Source organism: Streptomyces araujoniae (assembly GCF_050871195.1).
GTDB classification, from domain to species: Bacteria; Actinomycetota; Actinomycetes; order Streptomycetales; family Streptomycetaceae; genus Streptomyces; species Streptomyces bacillaris.
In genome coordinates this window covers 2753162-2768355 of record NZ_CP194070.1, presented here as the reverse complement: position 1 = coordinate 2768355, position 15194 = coordinate 2753162, and the positions used below count along the sequence as shown (strand labels likewise).

Annotated in this window: 10 protein-coding genes; 4 read left to right on the top strand and 6 right to left on the bottom strand. The window is 70.9% G+C overall.

Annotated elements, in window-relative coordinates; translation table 11 throughout:
* Positions 1–16: 16 nt before the first annotated feature.
* Together ACQ9ZG_RS11715 and ACQ9ZG_RS11710 are read right to left on the bottom strand one after the other, a co-directional pair.
* Positions 17–1204, bottom strand: a complete 1188-nt coding sequence (locus ACQ9ZG_RS11715; RefSeq protein WP_109915128.1) for a winged helix-turn-helix domain-containing protein — start codon at positions 1202–1204, stop codon at positions 17–19.
* 77 nt (positions 1205–1281) lie between these two features.
* Positions 1282–1881 carry a GNAT family N-acetyltransferase gene (locus ACQ9ZG_RS11710; protein ID WP_028418312.1) on the bottom strand — a complete coding sequence of 200 codons (600 nt, stop codon included), beginning with the start codon at positions 1879–1881 and terminating at the stop codon, positions 1282–1284.
* 240 nt (positions 1882–2121) lie between these two features.
* Here ACQ9ZG_RS11710 and secA point away from each other — a divergent pair, with 240 nt between their 5' ends.
* Positions 2122–4935 carry a preprotein translocase subunit SecA gene (gene secA, locus ACQ9ZG_RS11705; protein WP_028418313.1) on the top strand — a complete coding sequence of 938 codons (2814 nt, stop codon included), beginning with the start codon at positions 2122–2124 and terminating at the stop codon, positions 4933–4935.
* 68 nt (positions 4936–5003) lie between these two features.
* Here the strand turns inward: secA and ACQ9ZG_RS11700 are convergent, their stop codons facing one another.
* Entirely contained in the window at positions 5004–5450 is a 447-nt protein-coding gene (locus tag ACQ9ZG_RS11700; RefSeq protein WP_028418314.1) for an Rv3235 family protein, read from the bottom strand.
* A 279-nt stretch (positions 5451–5729) separates the two neighbouring features.
* Between ACQ9ZG_RS11700 and ACQ9ZG_RS11695 the strand changes: the two genes are divergently transcribed.
* Complete coding sequence (locus ACQ9ZG_RS11695; protein WP_499280435.1) at positions 5730–6236, top strand: DUF6912 family protein; 507 nt, start codon at positions 5730–5732, stop codon at positions 6234–6236.
* A gap of 56 nt (positions 6237–6292) precedes the next feature.
* Positions 6293–6970: an HAD family hydrolase gene (locus ACQ9ZG_RS11690; RefSeq protein ID WP_109914720.1), complete on the top strand. Its 678-nt coding sequence runs from the start codon at positions 6293–6295 to the stop codon at positions 6968–6970.
* 251 nt (positions 6971–7221) lie between these two features.
* On the opposite strand, the gene ACQ9ZG_RS11685 is transcribed toward ACQ9ZG_RS11690, so the two are convergent.
* Entirely contained in the window at positions 7222–7788 is a 567-nt protein-coding gene (locus ACQ9ZG_RS11685) for a DJ-1/PfpI family protein (protein ID WP_084995196.1), read from the bottom strand.
* Between the two features lie 414 nt (positions 7789–8202).
* Between ACQ9ZG_RS11685 and ACQ9ZG_RS11680 the strand changes: the two genes are divergently transcribed.
* The gene (locus ACQ9ZG_RS11680) at positions 8203–13200 is read left to right on the top strand and encodes an NAD-glutamate dehydrogenase (protein WP_109914721.1); all 4998 of its coding nucleotides are present in this window, start codon (positions 8203–8205) and stop codon (positions 13198–13200) included.
* A gap of 125 nt (positions 13201–13325) precedes the next feature.
* On the opposite strand, the gene ACQ9ZG_RS11675 is transcribed toward ACQ9ZG_RS11680, so the two are convergent.
* Both ACQ9ZG_RS11675 and ACQ9ZG_RS11670 read right to left on the bottom strand, forming a co-directional pair.
* Complete coding sequence (locus ACQ9ZG_RS11675) at positions 13326–14138, bottom strand: ABC transporter ATP-binding protein (RefSeq protein WP_375138278.1); 813 nt, start codon at positions 14136–14138, stop codon at positions 13326–13328.
* Positions 14131–15036 carry an ABC transporter permease gene (locus ACQ9ZG_RS11670; RefSeq protein WP_109914722.1) on the bottom strand — a complete coding sequence of 302 codons (906 nt, stop codon included), beginning with the start codon at positions 15034–15036 and terminating at the stop codon, positions 14131–14133. The genes ACQ9ZG_RS11675 and ACQ9ZG_RS11670 overlap by 8 nt, the downstream gene beginning before the upstream one ends.
* Positions 15037–15194 lie beyond the last annotated feature (158 nt).

Below are 15194 nucleotides of genomic sequence, written 5' to 3'. Positions count from 1 at the left end.
CGCGGGGGGCGGGGGCTCACCGGTAGGCCCGCTGCAGCGCCCTGCCGATCTCGTCCCTGAGCGGGTCGCGCAGCTCCGGCGCGTCGATCCGCTCCAGCCTGATGTCCGTACAGCCCACCCAGGCCGCCGCCTCCACCAGTGCCTGGGCCATCGGGGCCACGGCCTTCGGACCGGCCAGCGAGGCCTGCCGGGCGACCAGCGTGGTGCCCTCGCGCGCCGGGTCCACGCGGCCCTGCAGCTTCCCGCCCGCCAGCAGCGGCATAGCGAAATAGCCGTGGACCCGCTTCTGCTTGGGGACGTACGCCTCCAGACGGTGTGCGAAGCCGAAGATCCGCTCGGTCCGCGCCCGCTCCCAGACCAGTGAGTCGAACGGCGACAGCAGCGTCGTACGGTGGCGTCCGCGCGGCTCGGCCGCCAGCGCCTCCGGGTCCGCCCAGGCGGGCTTGGACCAGCCCTCCACCGCCACCGGCACCAGCCCCGAGTCCGCCACCACCGCGTCGAACTCCTCGCCCTTCAGGCGGTGGTAGTCCGCGATGTCGCTGCGGGTGCCCACCCCCAGCGACCGGCCGGCCAGCGCGACCAGCCGCCGCCGGCACTCGGCGTCGCTCAGGTCGTCGTGGAGCACCGCGTCCGGGATCGCCCGCTCGGCCAGGTCGTAGACCCGCTTCCAGCCGCGCCGCTCGGTGCAGACCACCTCGCCGTACATCAGCGCCCGCTCGACGGCGACCTTGGAGGCCGACCAGTCCCACCACTCCCCGCCGTTCTTCGCGCCGCCCAGCTCGGTCGCCGTCAGCGGGCCCTCCGTACGCAACTGCCGGATCACCGTGTCGTAGGCGCCGTCGGGCAGATCGTGGTGCCAGTGCGGACGGGCCCGGTAGGCGCGGCGGCGGAACGCGAAGTGCGGCCACTCCTCGACGGGCAGGATGCACGCGGCGTGCGACCAGTACTCGAAGGACCGGCCGCCCGACCAGTACGCCTCCTCCACCGCGCGTCTGCCCACCGCCCCGAGCCGGGCGTAGGGGATCAGCTCGTGCGAGCGGGCCAGCACGGAGATGGTGTCCAGCTGGACGGCCCCGAGGTGACGCAGCACCCCCGGCACCCCCGCCCGGCGGTCCGGAGCGCCCAGGAAGCCCTGGGCGCGCAGCGCGATGCGGCGGGCCTGGTCGGCGGAGAGTTCGACTGCGGGAGGCGGCACAGACGTCATACGTCGAACCCTAGACCGCGCCACTGACAGTCAGGGAGGGCACCGGCGGTCGGTCAGGGAGGGCACCGGCGGTCGCCTCACCGCGCGGAGTCCGGGGCGGCACCGCGCGGCTCGGGGAGGTACGGGTGGGTGCCCGGCAGCCCCAGGTCGGACGGGAGCAGCGCCGCCGTCCAGGCGTCCCGCCGCACCCCCTTGTTGAGCAGCCCGGACCGCTGCTCGCCCTCCAGCCGGAATCCGGCCCGCAGGGCGACCGCCCGGGAGGCCGCGTTGCCGATCTCGGCGCGCCACTCCAGCCGGTCCGCCCCGAGCGCGGTGAACGCCCAGCGGGCGGAGCCGAGTACGGCCTCGGTGACGTACCCGCGGTTGCGGTGTTCCCGGGAGGACCAGTAGCCGACCTCGTACGTCCCCGGGCGGCTGCGGCGGTCGACGGAGAGCGCGCCGACGAGCGTGCCGCTCTCCGGCAGCACCAGGGCGAAGCTGTAGGCGGAGTCGTCCCGCCATCCCGCCGGGGCGAGCTGGGCGATGAACAGTTCCGCGTCGGTGAGCCGGTACGGGGAGGGGATCACCGTCCAGCGCTGGATGTCCGGATCCTGACAGGCCGCGTGCACCTTGTAGGTGTCCTGCGGACCGAACGGCCGCAGGAGAAGGCGTCGCGTGGTGAGAGTGGTCGGCTCCATACAGTGATTCTCATGAGCCGGGAGCCGCGATGCGAGCACTTTTGGGGCTTCCCGGCACCTTCCGTGCCTCTCGGCCGTTGTCCCGGGAGGGTGCGGCGAGGTCCACGCGACGGCAGCCCTCCCGACGCGGTGGTGTCCTCGCTTACGATGGCCGTTGCGGTGGGGCCCACCTGCCGTGCCCGCGCCAGAGTCCATCACACGACCCAGTGCCAGGCCCGACCGGCAAGGAGACCAGCCTCAGTGTCCGTCTTCAACAAGCTCATGCGTGCAGGCGAAGGCAAGATCCTGCGCAAACTGCACCGCATCGCGGACCAGGTCAGCTCCATCGAAGAGGACTTCGTCACCCTCTCCGACGCCGAGCTGCGGGCGCTCACCGACGAGTACAAGGAACGGTACGCGGACGGCGAGAGCCTGGACGACCTGCTCCCCGAGGCGTTCGCCACGATTCGCGAGGCCGCCAAGCGCGTTCTCGGACAGCGCCACTACGACGTACAGATCATGGGCGGAGCCGCCCTGCACCTCGGCTATGTGGCCGAGATGAAGACCGGTGAGGGCAAGACCCTCGTCGGCACCCTGCCCGCGTATCTCAACGCGCTCTCCGGCAAGGGCGTGCACCTGATCACGGTCAACGACTACCTGGCCCAGCGCGACTCCGAGCTGATGGGCCGGGTCCACAAGTTCCTGGGCCTCTCCGTCGGCTGCATCGTCGCCAACATGACCCCGGCCCAGCGCCGTGAGCAGTACGCCTGCGACATCACGTACGGCACGAACAACGAGTTCGGTTTCGACTACCTCCGCGACAACATGGCGTGGTCCAAGGACGAGCTCGTCCAGCGCGGCCACAACTTCGCCGTGGTCGACGAGGTCGACTCGATCCTCGTCGACGAGGCCCGTACGCCGCTGATCATCTCCGGCCCGGCCGACCAGGCCACCAAGTGGTACGGCGACTTCGCCAAGCTGGTCACGCGCCTCACCAAGGGCGAGGCGGGCAACCAGCTCAAGGGCATCGAGGAGACCGGCGACTACGAGGTCGACGAGAAGAAGCGGACCGTGGCCATCCACGAGTCCGGCGTCGCCAAGGTCGAGGACTGGCTCGGTATCGACAACCTCTACGAGTCGGTCAACACCCCGCTCGTCGGCTATCTGAACAACGCCATCAAGGCGAAGGAACTGTTCAAGAAGGACAAGGACTACGTCGTCATCGACGGCGAAGTCATGATCGTCGACGAGCACACCGGCCGTATCCTCGCCGGCCGCCGCTACAACGAGGGCATGCACCAGGCGATCGAGGCGAAGGAAGGGGTGGACATCAAGGACGAGAACCAGACCCTCGCCACGATCACCCTGCAGAACTTCTTCCGCCTCTACGACAAGCTCTCCGGCATGACCGGTACGGCGATGACCGAGGCCGCCGAGTTCCAGCAGATCTACAAGCTGGGCGTGGTGCCGATCCCGACCAACCGGCCGATGGTCCGGGCCGACCAGTCGGACCTGATCTACCGCACCGAGGTCGCCAAGTTCGCCGCCGTCGTCGACGACATCGCGGAGAAGCACGAGAAGGGCCAGCCGATCCTGGTCGGCACCACCTCGGTCGAGAAGTCCGAGTACCTCTCGCAGCAGCTCTCCAAGCGCGGTGTCCAGCACGAGGTCCTCAACGCCAAGCAGCACGACCGGGAGGCGACGATCGTCGCCCAGGCCGGCCGCAAGGGCGCGGTCACGGTCGCCACGAACATGGCCGGCCGAGGCACCGACATCAAGCTCGGCGGCAACCCGGACGACCTCGCCGAGGCGGAGCTGCGCCAGCGCGGCCTCGACCCGGTGGAGAACGTCGAGGAGTGGGCGGCCGCGCTGCCCGCCGCGCTGGAGGCGGCCGAGCAGGCCGTGAAGGCGGAGTTCGAAGAGGTCAAGGACCTGGGCGGGCTGTACGTCCTCGGCACGGAGCGGCACGAGTCGCGCCGGATCGACAACCAGCTGCGCGGCCGTTCCGGCCGTCAGGGCGACCCGGGCGAGTCCCGCTTCTACCTGTCGCTGGGCGACGACCTGATGCGCCTGTTCAAGGCCCAGATGGTCGAGCGCGTCATGTCGATGGCCAACGTCCCCGACGACGTCCCGATCGAGAACAAGATGGTCACCCGCGCCATCGCCTCCGCCCAGTCGCAGGTCGAGCAGCAGAACTTCGAGACGCGCAAGAACGTCCTGAAGTACGACGAGGTGCTCAACCGGCAGCGTGAGGTCATCTACGGCGAGCGCCGCCGCGTCCTGGAGGGCGAGGACCTCCAGGACCAGATCCGGCACTTCATGGACGACACGATCGACGACTACATCCGGCAGGAGACCGCCGAGGGCTTCGCCGAGGAGTGGGACCTGGACCGGCTGTGGGGCGCCTTCAAGCAGCTCTACCCGGTGAAGGTCACCGTCGAGGAGCTGGAGGAGGAGGCCGGGGACCTGGCGGGCGTCACCGCCGAGTTCATCGCCGAGGCCGTCAAGAACGACATCCACGAGCAGTACGCGGAGCGCGAGAAGACCCTCGGCTCCGACATCATGCGTGAGCTGGAGCGGCGCGTCGTCCTCTCCGTGCTGGACCGCAAGTGGCGTGAGCACCTCTACGAGATGGACTACCTCCAGGAGGGCATCGGCCTGCGGGCCATGGCGCAGAAGGACCCGCTGGTGGAGTACCAGCGCGAGGGCTTCGACATGTTCAACGCCATGATGGAGGGCATCAAGGAGGAGTCCGTCGGCTACCTGTTCAACCTGGAGGTCCAGGTCGAGCAGCAGGTCGAGGAGGTTCCGGTGCAGGACGCGGCCGAGCGCCCGTCGCTGGCCAAGGAGCCCGCCGCCCCGCAGATCCGGGCCAAGGGCCTGGAGGCGCCGCAGCGCCCCGACCGGCTGCACTTCTCCGCCCCCACGGTGGACGGCGAGGGCGGTGTCGTCGAGGGCGACTTCGCCACCGACAGCTCCGGTGCCACGCGGTCCACGGACGGCATGACGCGTGCGGAGCGCCGCAAGGCGCAGAAGAGCAGCGGTGGCGGCGGCGGTCGCCGTCGTAAGAAGTAACCGCAGCGGTACGACAGCGGCAGGGGCCGGACACCTCGGGGTGTCCGGCCCCTGCCGTCGTACGAGCGTCACCGCGGCCCCGGGCCGGAGGGGACCAGGGGTTCGCCGCCCAGCTCCACGGCGGCGCAGCGCCAGCGCTGGTCGGCGCCCTGTTCCAGCCGGAAGGCCATGGCCTGGACCCGGTCTCCCGCCGTGATGCTGGCGAACGCCTCGACCACCCCGGTGGCGGGCTGGGCGCCGTGGCAGTGGCGCAGGACCGGGCGGCTGCCCCGGGTGGCCCCGAGCGGGAGGCCGGGGGCCAGTTCGGCGAGCTGGTCGTAGGCCTCCCCGATGGTGTGGCCGAGCATCCAGTGCACCGGGCGCTGGCCGCTGAGGACCGCGAGCAGCCGTTCCGCGAACCACTGGTGGGGCCGGGGCGGGCGGTGCGGCTGGAGCCGCCGGGACCGCTGGGGTGGTACGGACTGGGGCCTGCGCCGGTCGTGCCGGCCGGCGGGCCGGGTGTTGTTCGTGCTCATGCTCATCGCCCCCGTGACGTGAACCGGGCCCGGTTGATACCGGGCGGTAACTTGTGCTGGGGATCTTCTACGGGGGCGGTCGGCAACACCGCAAGGGGCTCCCGCGCCCGGTCGGGGGCCCGGCGGGATTCACCTATCCGGGGCATGGCCCTTGCGCCGCAAGGGCCGGAGCGGGGGTGACGGGCCTCCGTGCGTGGACGGGTGCCCCCGGTTGCCGAAACCCGAAAGGGGGCTCCCCACGTATCCTGAACGCGTCTCCGACTACGAAAGCGGCCTGCCATGCGCGTGTACGTCCCCCTGACGCTCTCCGGTCTCGCAGCGGCACACGCGGTCGGCGAGGTCGGCCCGGGGCCGCTGACGGCCTACGCGGTCACGCCCGGGCTGCGCGAGTGGTACGTCTCCGACGACATCGAGGAGCTGGAGTACGCCGCGCTCAGCCGGGCCGCCGCCGCCTCGCTCCGCCTGATCGCCGGGGACCCGGACGCGGCCCGGCGCCGGATCGTCGTCGCCGTCGACGTGTCCGACGGGGCCGCCACTGCCGACCCCGACCAGGCGCTGAGCGCCGCCTCGCTCGGTGAGGTGCGCCTCGCCGCCGCGCTGCCGCTGACCAGGGCGGCGGCGGTGCACGTGGACGCCGACGAGGCCGAGAAGGACGTGGCCGCGGCAGCGGCGGCCCTGGGGGCGGCGGACCTCGGGGACGACGACGCGCAGTTCACGGTGGACGGGGCGGAGGACCACGAGCTGCTCTGGTTCGGCGTCCAGGAGATTCCGCAGCTCATCGGCTGACGCCCGCGCACGGCCGGCGCTTCTGCGTTGTCAGACCCTGCGGGTACGTTTTCCGTATGACACCCGGGAAGACACGCACCCACCTGGTCTGGGACTGGAACGGCACGCTGCTCGACGACATCCATGCCGTCGTCCACGCGACGAACGCCGCCTTCGCCGAGGTGGAGCTGGCGCCGCTCACCCTGGAGCAGTACCGGGAGACGTACTGCGTGCCCATACCCCGCTTCTACGAGCGGCTCCTGGGCCGGCAGCCCACCGCGGCCGAGTGGGAGCGGATGGACGACATCTTCCACCGGTACTACGCGGAGCGCCGGGTCGGCTGCGGGCTCACCGCCGGGGCGGAAGACCTGCTCGCGCAGTGGAAGCTGGCCGGGCACAGCCAGTCGATCCTGAGCATGTTCGGGCACGAGCACCTCGTGCCGGTCGTGCGGGGGTACGGGATCGAGTCCCACTTCGTCCGGGTCGACGGGCGGACGGGCCCGTCGGGCGGGAGCAAGGCGCTCCACATGGAGCGGCACTTCGAGGCGCTGGCCCGGGCGGGCGGGATATCCCCGGAGAACTCGGTGGTCATCGGAGACGCGGTGGACGACGCGGTGGCGGCGGCGCATGTGGGGGCGCGGGCGGTGCTGTACACCGGGGGCTCGCACAGCCGGAGCAGCCTGCTGGCCGCGGGGGTGCCGGTGGTGGACAGCCTGGGGGAGGCGGTTGCCCTGGCGGAGACGTTCTCCGCGTAGCGGGGGCGGTGGGGCGTGCGGGGGCGTCGTGCGGGTGCGGGGCGCTGCCCCGAGCCCGGTCCTCAAGCGCCGGACGGGCTGAAAGATGTCCTCAAACGCCGGACGGGCTGGATTCGCCGGGCGAGCTGGTTCGGTTCGGTGGGTGGGGCGGCTGGGTGCGTGGAAAGGCGTCCTCAAGCGCCGGACGGGCTGGATTCGGTCGGACGGGCCGGGGCAGCTGTGGTGAGCGGGTGTGGCTGGATGTGGTCGGGTCAGCTGGACCGGTTGGAGGAGCGCAGCACCTTCAGGAACTCCCTCATCCATCCCGGGTGGTCCGGCCATGCCCTCGACGAGACCAGGAGGCCGTCCACCACCGCCTCCGTGTCCTGGAACTCCGCGCCCGCGCTCTGCATGTCCGGTTCCAGCGCCGGGTACGCCGTGACGCGGCGGCCGCTGAGGCTGCCGGTGGCGGCGGTGATCAGCGGGCCGTGGCAGATCTGGGCGACCGGGCGGTCCGCCGAGAAGAAGGCTCCGACGATCTTGCGCAGCTCGGCGTTGTTGCGGAGGTACTCCGGGGCCCGGCCGCCGGGGATCACCAGGGCGATGTAGGCCCCGGGGTCCACCTCGGAGAAGGCCAGGTCGGCGGGGAGGGTGTAGCCGGGCTTCTCCGTGTACGTGTCGTAGCCGGGCTCGAAGTCGTGGACCACGAAGCGGAGCGTCTTGCGTTCGGGGGCCGCGATGTCGACCTCGTACCCCTCCTCCAGCAGCCGCTGGTAGGGGTAGAGCACTTCGAGGGACTCGGCGGCGTCGCCGGTGACGATGAGGATCTTCTCGGGCATGGTGCGCTCCTCGGGGTTCTCGGGACCTGCTCGCGTCCCCCGCTATCAGGTTGCCCCCGTTCCGTACATTCGCCAAGGCGATGCACCGCACTGTCCGAAGTGTCAAAGTTCGATGTCTTCTTTTGTACACATGCGGCTCATGACGGGGTGGGGTGAAGGGGCGATAGCCTGGTGCCGTGATCAGCGCGATACGCCTCGGGGGCAGCGAAGCCCCCGGCCGCCGCCCGGAGTGCCACCGCACCCGGGCGATCCGCGATCTCCCGACCCCGGACCGGCCGCCACGAACGGCCCATGCGGTCCCGGGTGACTCTCGAAGCGGCATAGCGTCGACCCCGGCCGGACATCCCGTGTCGCGGCGGTACGCCGCTTTTCTCACCTACGTCACGCAACGGCGCGCGACAGGAGCCAGAGGACATGCAGACCAAGCTGGACGAAGCCAAGGCCGAGCTGCTCGCACGGGCTGCTCAGGTAGCTGACAACGCCTCGGGCGGTGGTGTCGGTGGCCCGGGCGGTACCCCCCGGGTGCGGGTCGCCGCCGCCGGGGCCGACGAGGACGCCCGTCCGGGTCAGGACGCGGCGCTCGCCTACCTTCGGCGCTACTACCTGCATACGGCTCCCGAGGACCTCAGCGGCCGGGACCCGGACGACATCTACGGCGCCGCCGCCTCGCACTACCGGCTGGCCGAGAACCGTCCGCAGGGCACCGCCAACGTCCGCGTGCACACGCCGACCGTCGAGGAGAACGGCTGGACCTGCAGCCATTCGATCGTCGAGGTCGTCACCGACGACATGCCGTTCCTGGTCGACTCCGTCACCAACGAGCTGTCCCGGCAGGGCCGCGGCATCCATGTCGTGATCCACCCGCAGGTCACCGTCCGCCGCGACGTGACCGGCAAGCTCATCGAGGTCCTCTCCGGCGGCCCCGGCATCCCGAAGGCCTTCAAGGCCGGCCGGAGCACCAAGGCCGAGCTGCCGCACGACGCGCTCGTCGAGTCCTGGATCCACGTCGAGATCGACCGCGAGACCGACCGCGCCGACCTCCAGCAGATCACCACCGACCTGCGCCGCGTCCTGTCCGACGTACGGGAGGCCGTCGAGGACTGGGGGAAGATGCGCGACGCCGCCCTCCGGATCGCCGACGACCTGCCCGGCGAACCGCTCGACGACCTCGCCGACGAGGAGGTCGAGGAGGCCCGCGAGCTGCTGCGCTGGCTCGCCGCCGACCACTTCACCTTCCTCGGCTACCGCGAGTACGAGCTGAAGGACAGCGACGCCCTGGCCGCCGTTCCCGGCACCGGCCTCGGCATCCTCCGCTCCGACCCGCACCACAGCGTGGACGAGGACCACCCGGTCAGCCCGTCCTTCGACCGGCTCCCCGCCGACGCCCGCGCCAAGGCCCGCGAGCACAAGCTCCTGGTCCTGACCAAGGCCAACAGCCGGGCCACCGTGCACCGCCCCAGCTACCTCGACTACGTCGGCGTGAAGAAGTTCGACGCCAAGGGCAACGTCATCGGTGAGCGCCGCTTCCTCGGCCTCTTCTCCTCCGCCGCCTACACCGAGTCCGTGCGCCGGGTGCCCGTCATCCGCCGCAAGGTCGCCGAAGTGGTGGAGGGCGCGGGCTTCTCGTACAACAGCCACGACGGCCGCGACCTGCTCCAGATCCTGGAGACCTACCCGCGCGACGAGCTCTTCCAGACCCCCGTCGACCAGCTCCGCGCCGTCGTCACCTCCGTGCTCTACCTCCAGGAGCGCCGTCGGCTCCGGCTCTACCTGCGCCAGGACGAGTACGGGCGCTACTACTCCGCGATCGTCTACCTCCCGCGCGACCGGTACACCACCGGCGTACGCCTGCGGCTGATCGACATCCTCAAGGAGGAACTGGGCGGCACCAGCGTCGACTTCACCGCCTGGAACACCGAATCGATCCTCTCCCGGCTGCACTTCGTCATCCGGGTCCCCCCGGGCACCGAGCTGCCGCACCTCACGGACGCCGACGCCGACCGCATCGAGGCCCGCCTCGTCGAGGCCGCCCGCTCCTGGGCCGACGGCTTCGGAGAGGCGCTCAACGCCGAGCTGGGCGAGGAGCGCGCCGCCGAACTCACCCGCCTGTACGGCCACTCCTTCCCCGAGGGCTACAAGGCCGACCACTCGCCGCGCGCCGCCGTGGCCGACCTGGTCCACCTGGAGACCCTCAAGGAGGGCCACAAGGACTTCGCCCTCAGCCTGTACGAGCCGGTCGGCGCGGGCCCCGGCGAGCGCCGCTTCAAGATCTACCGGACCGGCGAGCAGGTCTCCCTCTCCGCCGTCCTCCCGGCCCTCCAGCAGCTCGGCGTCGAGGTCGTCGACGAGCGCCCGTACGAGCTGCGCTGCGCCGACCGCACGCACGCCTGGATCTACGACTTCGGGCTGCGCATGCCGCAGGCCGGCGGCGTCGGCGGCCACCTCGCCGACGACGCCCGCGACCGCTTCCAGGAGGCGTTCGCCGCAGTCTGGAAGGGCGAGGCGGAGAACGACGGCTTCAACGCGCTGGTGCTGGGCGCCGGGCTGAACTGGCGTCAGGCCATGGTGCTGCGCGCCTACGCGAAGTACCTGCGGCAGGCCGGTTCGACCTTCAGCCAGGACTACATGGAGTCCACGCTCCGCAACAACGTCCACACCACCCGGCTGCTCGTCTCGCTCTTCGAGGCCCGGATGTCGCCCGGCCGCCAGCGCGCGGGCACCGAGCTGACCGACGGGCTCCTGGAGGAGCTGGACGGGGCCCTGGACCAGGTCGCCTCGCTCGACGAGGACCGGATCCTGCGCTCCTTCCTCACCGTCATCAAGGCGACCCTGCGCACCAACTTCTTCCAGAAGACGGACGCCGGTGAGCCGCACGCGTACGTCTCCATGAAGTTCGACCCGCAGGCCATCCCGGACCTGCCCGCGCCCCGCCCGGCGTACGAGATCTGGGTCTACTCGCCCCGCGTGGAGGGCGTCCACCTGCGCTTCGGCAAGGTCGCCCGCGGTGGTCTGCGCTGGTCGGACCGGCGGGAGGACTTCCGTACGGAGGTGCTCGGCCTGGTCAAGGCGCAGATGGTGAAGAACACCGTCATCGTGCCCGTCGGCGCCAAGGGCGGTTTCGTCGCCAAGCAGCTCCCGGACCCGTCCGTGGACCGGGACGCCTGGTTCGCGGAGGGCATCGCCGCCTACCGCACCTTCATCTCGGCGCTCCTCGACATCACCGACAACATGGTGGCCGGCGAGGTCGTGCCGCCCGCCGACGTCGTCCGCCACGACGAGGACGACACCTACCTCGTCGTCGCCGCCGACAAGGGCACCGCGAGCTTCTCCGACATCGCCAACGAGGTCGCCGTCGCCTACGGCTTCTGGCTCGGTGACGCGTTCGCCTCCGGCGGCTCGGCCGGCTACGACCACAAGGGCATGGGCATCACCGCCCGGGGCGCCTGGGAGTCCGTCAAGCGGCACTTCCGGGAGCTGGGCCACGACACCCAGACCCAGGACTTCACCGTCGTCGGCGTCGGGGACATGTCCGGCGACGTGTTCGGCAACGGCATGCTGCTCTCCGAGCACATCCGCCTGGTCGCCGCGTTCGACCACCGGCACATCTTCATCGACCCGGCCCCGGACGCGGCCACCTCGTACGCCGAGCGCCGCCGCATCTTCGAGCTGCCCCGCAGCTCCTGGGCCGACTACAGCACCGACCTGCTCTCGGCGGGCGGTGGCATCCACCCGCGCAGCGCCAAGTCGATCCCGCTGAACAACCACGTCCGCGAGGCGCTCGGCATCGACGCGTCGGTCAGCAAGATGACGCCCGCCGAGCTGATGCAGGCCATCCTCAAGGCCCCCGTCGACCTGCTGTGGAACGGCGGCATCGGCACGTACATCAAGGCCGTCTCCGAGTCGAACGCCGACGTCGGTGACAAGGCCAACGACGCGATCCGCGTCAACGGCGAGGAGCTGCGGGCCAAGGTCGTCGGCGAGGGCGGCAACCTGGGCGCCACCCAGCTCGGCCGGATCGAGTTCGCCCGCAGCGGCGGCCGGATCAACACCGACGCGATCGACAACAGCGCCGGGGTGGACACCTCCGACCACGAGGTGAACATCAAGATCCTGCTCAACGGGCTGGTCCGGGACGGCGACATGACCGTCAAGCAGCGCAACAAGCTGCTGGCCGACATGACCGACGAGGTGGGCGCGCTCGTCCTCCGCAACAACTACGCGCAGAACGTCGCCCTCGCCAACGCCTCCGCCCAGGCCCCCTCCCTCCTCCACGCCCAGCAGCGCTTCATGCGCCGCCTGGAGCGGGACGGGGCACTGGACCGGGAGCTGGAGTTCCTGCCCGCCGACCGGCACATCCGCGAGCTGCTGAACAACGACAGCGGGCTCACCCAGCCCGAGCTGGCCGTCCTGCTCGCCTACACCAAGATCACGACGGCGGACGAGCTGATCTCCACCGTCCTCCCCGACGACCCGCACCTCCAGAAGCTCGTGCACGCCTACTTCCCGAGCGAGCTGCGCGAGCGGTTCCCCGAGGCGGTCGACGGGCACGCGCTGCGCCGCGAGATCATCACGACGGTGCTGGTCAACGACACGGTGAACACCGCCGGTTCGACCTTCCTGCACCGGCTGCGGGAGGAGACCGGGGCGTCGATCGAGGAGATCGTACGGGCCCAGTTCACGGCCCGGGAGATCTTCGGTCTCGCCCAGGTGTGGGACGCGGTCGAGGCCCTGGACAACCAGGTCTCCGCCGATGTCCAGACCCGGATCCGGCTGCACTCCCGCCGCCTGGTCGAGCGCGGTTCGCGCTGGCTGCTGGGCAACCGGCCGCAGCCCGTCGCCATCGCGGAGACCATCGAGGGGTTCCGGGACGGGGTCGAGCAGGTCTGGAACGAGCTGCCGAAGCTGCTGCGCGGCGCCGACCTGGACTGGTACCACTCGATCCTGGACGAGCTGACCGCCGCCGGGGTGCCGAGCGAGCTGGCGGTCCGGGTGGCCGGCTTCTCCTCCGCCTTCCCGGCGCTGGACATCGTCGCCATCGCGGACCGCACGGGCAAGGACCCGCTGGAGGTCGCCGAGGTCTACTACGACCTGGCGGACCGGCTGCGGATCACCCAGCTCATGGACCGGATCATCGAGCTGCCGCGGGCCGACCGCTGGCAGTCCATGGCCCGCGCCTCGATCCGCGAGGACCTGTACGCGGCGCACGCGGCGCTCACGGGTGACGTGCTGAGCGTGGGGAACGGCACCTCCACCCCGGAGGAGCGGTTCCGGGCGTGGGAGGAGAAGAACGCGGCGATCCTGGCGCGGTCGCGCTCCACGCTGGAGGAGATCCAGGGGTCGGACGCGTTCGACCTGGCGAACCTGTCGGTGGCCATGCGGACGATGCGGACGTTGCTGCGCACGCACGCGTAGGCGTCGCCGTACGGGGGGAGAGGGGGCCGGTGCCGTCGGTGGCGCCGGCCCCCTCGGCGTGGGGCCCGTCCTCGAACGCCGCACGGGCCGGACGCGTGGAGCCGGACGGGCTGGACGCGTGGAGGCTATTTGCGCTTGGTGAACGCCTCGTACTCCGCCACCACGTCCTTCGCCGGGCCGTCCATCCTCAGCGTTCCCGCCTCCAGCCACAGGGCCCGGTCGCAGGTCTCGGTGATGGAGCTGTTGCTGTGGCTGACCAGGAAGACCGTGCCCGCCTCGGCGCGCAGCTCCTGGATGCGGTCCTTGCTGCGGCGCTGGAACTTCGCGTCGCCCGTGGAGAGCGCTTCGTCGATCAGGAGCACGTCGTGGCTCTTGGCCGCCGCGATGGAGAAGCGGAGGCGGGCGCCCATGCCGGAGGAGTACGTCCGCATCGGCAGCGTGATGAAGTCGCCCTTCTCGTTGATGCCGGAGAAGTCGACGATGTCGTCGTAGCGCTCGCGGATCTGCTCGCGCGTCATCCCCATCGCCAGCCCGCCCAGCACCACGTTCCGCTCGCCGGTCAGATCGCCCATCAGGGCCGCGTTCACCCCGAGCAGCGACGGCTGGCCCTGGGTGTGGACCTTGCCCCGGCTCGGCGGGAGCAGCCCCGCGATGGCCTTGAGCAGGGTCGACTTGCCCGAGCCGTTGGAGCCGATCAGGCCGATCGCCTCGCCCTTGTACGCGGCGAAGCTGACCCCTTTCACGGCGTGCACCTGGCGTGCGCCGGGGGTACGGCGGCGCGAGGCGATCCGGCTGAGCGCCGAGGTCGCGCTGCCCCGGCCCGCACGGGCGCCGTTGACCGTGTACGTGATGTGGACGTCGTCCACCACGACCGTCGGGACCCTGAGGTCGTCGGAGATGTCCCGGGGTTCGCCGGAGAGGTCCTTGGTCTCAGCCACGTCCGTACGTCTCCTCTGCCTTCCAGAAGTACACGAATCCCGCCACCCCGCACAGCAGCGCCCATCCCGCCGCTGCCGCCCACGCGTGCGCTGGCAGCTGTCCCGCGCCGTAACTGTCGATGAGCGCGAACCGCATGAGGTTGATGTAGACCGCCGCCGGGTTGTACTCCAGCGCCACCATCACCGCGTGCGGTACCCGGTCGCCCGCCAGCAGTTGCTCCAGGCTCCACATCACCCCGGACGCGTACATCCAGGTCCGCAGCACGAACGGCATGAGCTGCGCGATGTCCGGGGTCTTCGCCGTCAGCCGGGCGACCGCCATCGAGACCCCGGTGTTGAACACCGCCTGGAGCGCGAGGGCCGGGACCGCCAGCAGCCAGGACGGCCGCGGGTACTGCCCGAAGGCCAGCAGGATCAGCGTCAGCGCGCCCAGGGAGAACAGCAGCTGCTGCAACTGCTGGAGCGCCAGCGCCACCGGCAGCGAGGCCCGGGGGAAGTGCAGGGCCCGCACCAGCCCGATGTTGCCGCTGATCGCCCGGGTGCCCGCGGTGATCGAACTGCTGGTGAAGGTCCAGATGAAGACCCCGGTCACCAGGAACGGAACGAAGTCCTCCACGCCGTGCCTGGTGTTCAGCAGGACACCGAAGATGAAGTAGTAGACCGCCGCGTTCAGCAGGGGCGTCATGATCTGCCAGATCTGGCCCAGCTTCGCCTGGCTGTACTGCGCCGTCAGCTTGGCCGTGGCGAACGCCGCGATGAAGTGCCGCCGGCCCCAGAGCTGCCCGACGTACGCGGGCAGCGAGGGCCGGGCGCCGCTGACCTTCAGCCCGTGCCGCGCGGCGAGGGCCGCCAGCTCACCGGGGGCGTATGCGGGGACGCCCGGTGCGGGGGTGCTCACCGGGGGCGGCGGGGCTGCTGTCTGGCTCACCACGGACGGTCACTTTCGGTGAAGGGGCGAGGAGTGGACGGTACGGTCCCGTGGGGACGCCCTCGTTGGGACGGGACCGTATCGTCGTAACGCCGAGAGTAGGACGCTTGTACGTCGCAACGCAACCG

Excerpts from the sequence above, each read along its gene's own strand:
- ACQ9ZG_RS11695 (WP_499280435.1), top strand. The coding sequence starts at position 5,730 with ATGCGCGTGTACGTCCCCCTGACGCTCTCCGGTCTCGCAGCGGCACAC.
- ACQ9ZG_RS11700 (WP_028418314.1), bottom strand. The coding sequence starts at position 5,450 with ATGAGCACGAACAACACCCGGCCCGCCGGCCGGCACGACCGGCGCAGG.
- ACQ9ZG_RS11680 (WP_109914721.1), top strand. The coding sequence starts at position 8,203 with ATGCAGACCAAGCTGGACGAAGCCAAGGCCGAGCTGCTCGCACGGGCT.
- ACQ9ZG_RS11715 (WP_109915128.1), bottom strand. The coding sequence starts at position 1,204 with ATGACGTCTGTGCCGCCTCCCGCAGTCGAACTCTCCGCCGACCAGGCC.
- ACQ9ZG_RS11710 (WP_028418312.1), bottom strand. The coding sequence starts at position 1,881 with ATGGAGCCGACCACTCTCACCACGCGACGCCTTCTCCTGCGGCCGTTC.
- ACQ9ZG_RS11685 (WP_084995196.1), bottom strand. The coding sequence starts at position 7,788 with ATGCCCGAGAAGATCCTCATCGTCACCGGCGACGCCGCCGAGTCCCTC.
- ACQ9ZG_RS11690 (WP_109914720.1), top strand. The coding sequence starts at position 6,293 with ATGACACCCGGGAAGACACGCACCCACCTGGTCTGGGACTGGAACGGC.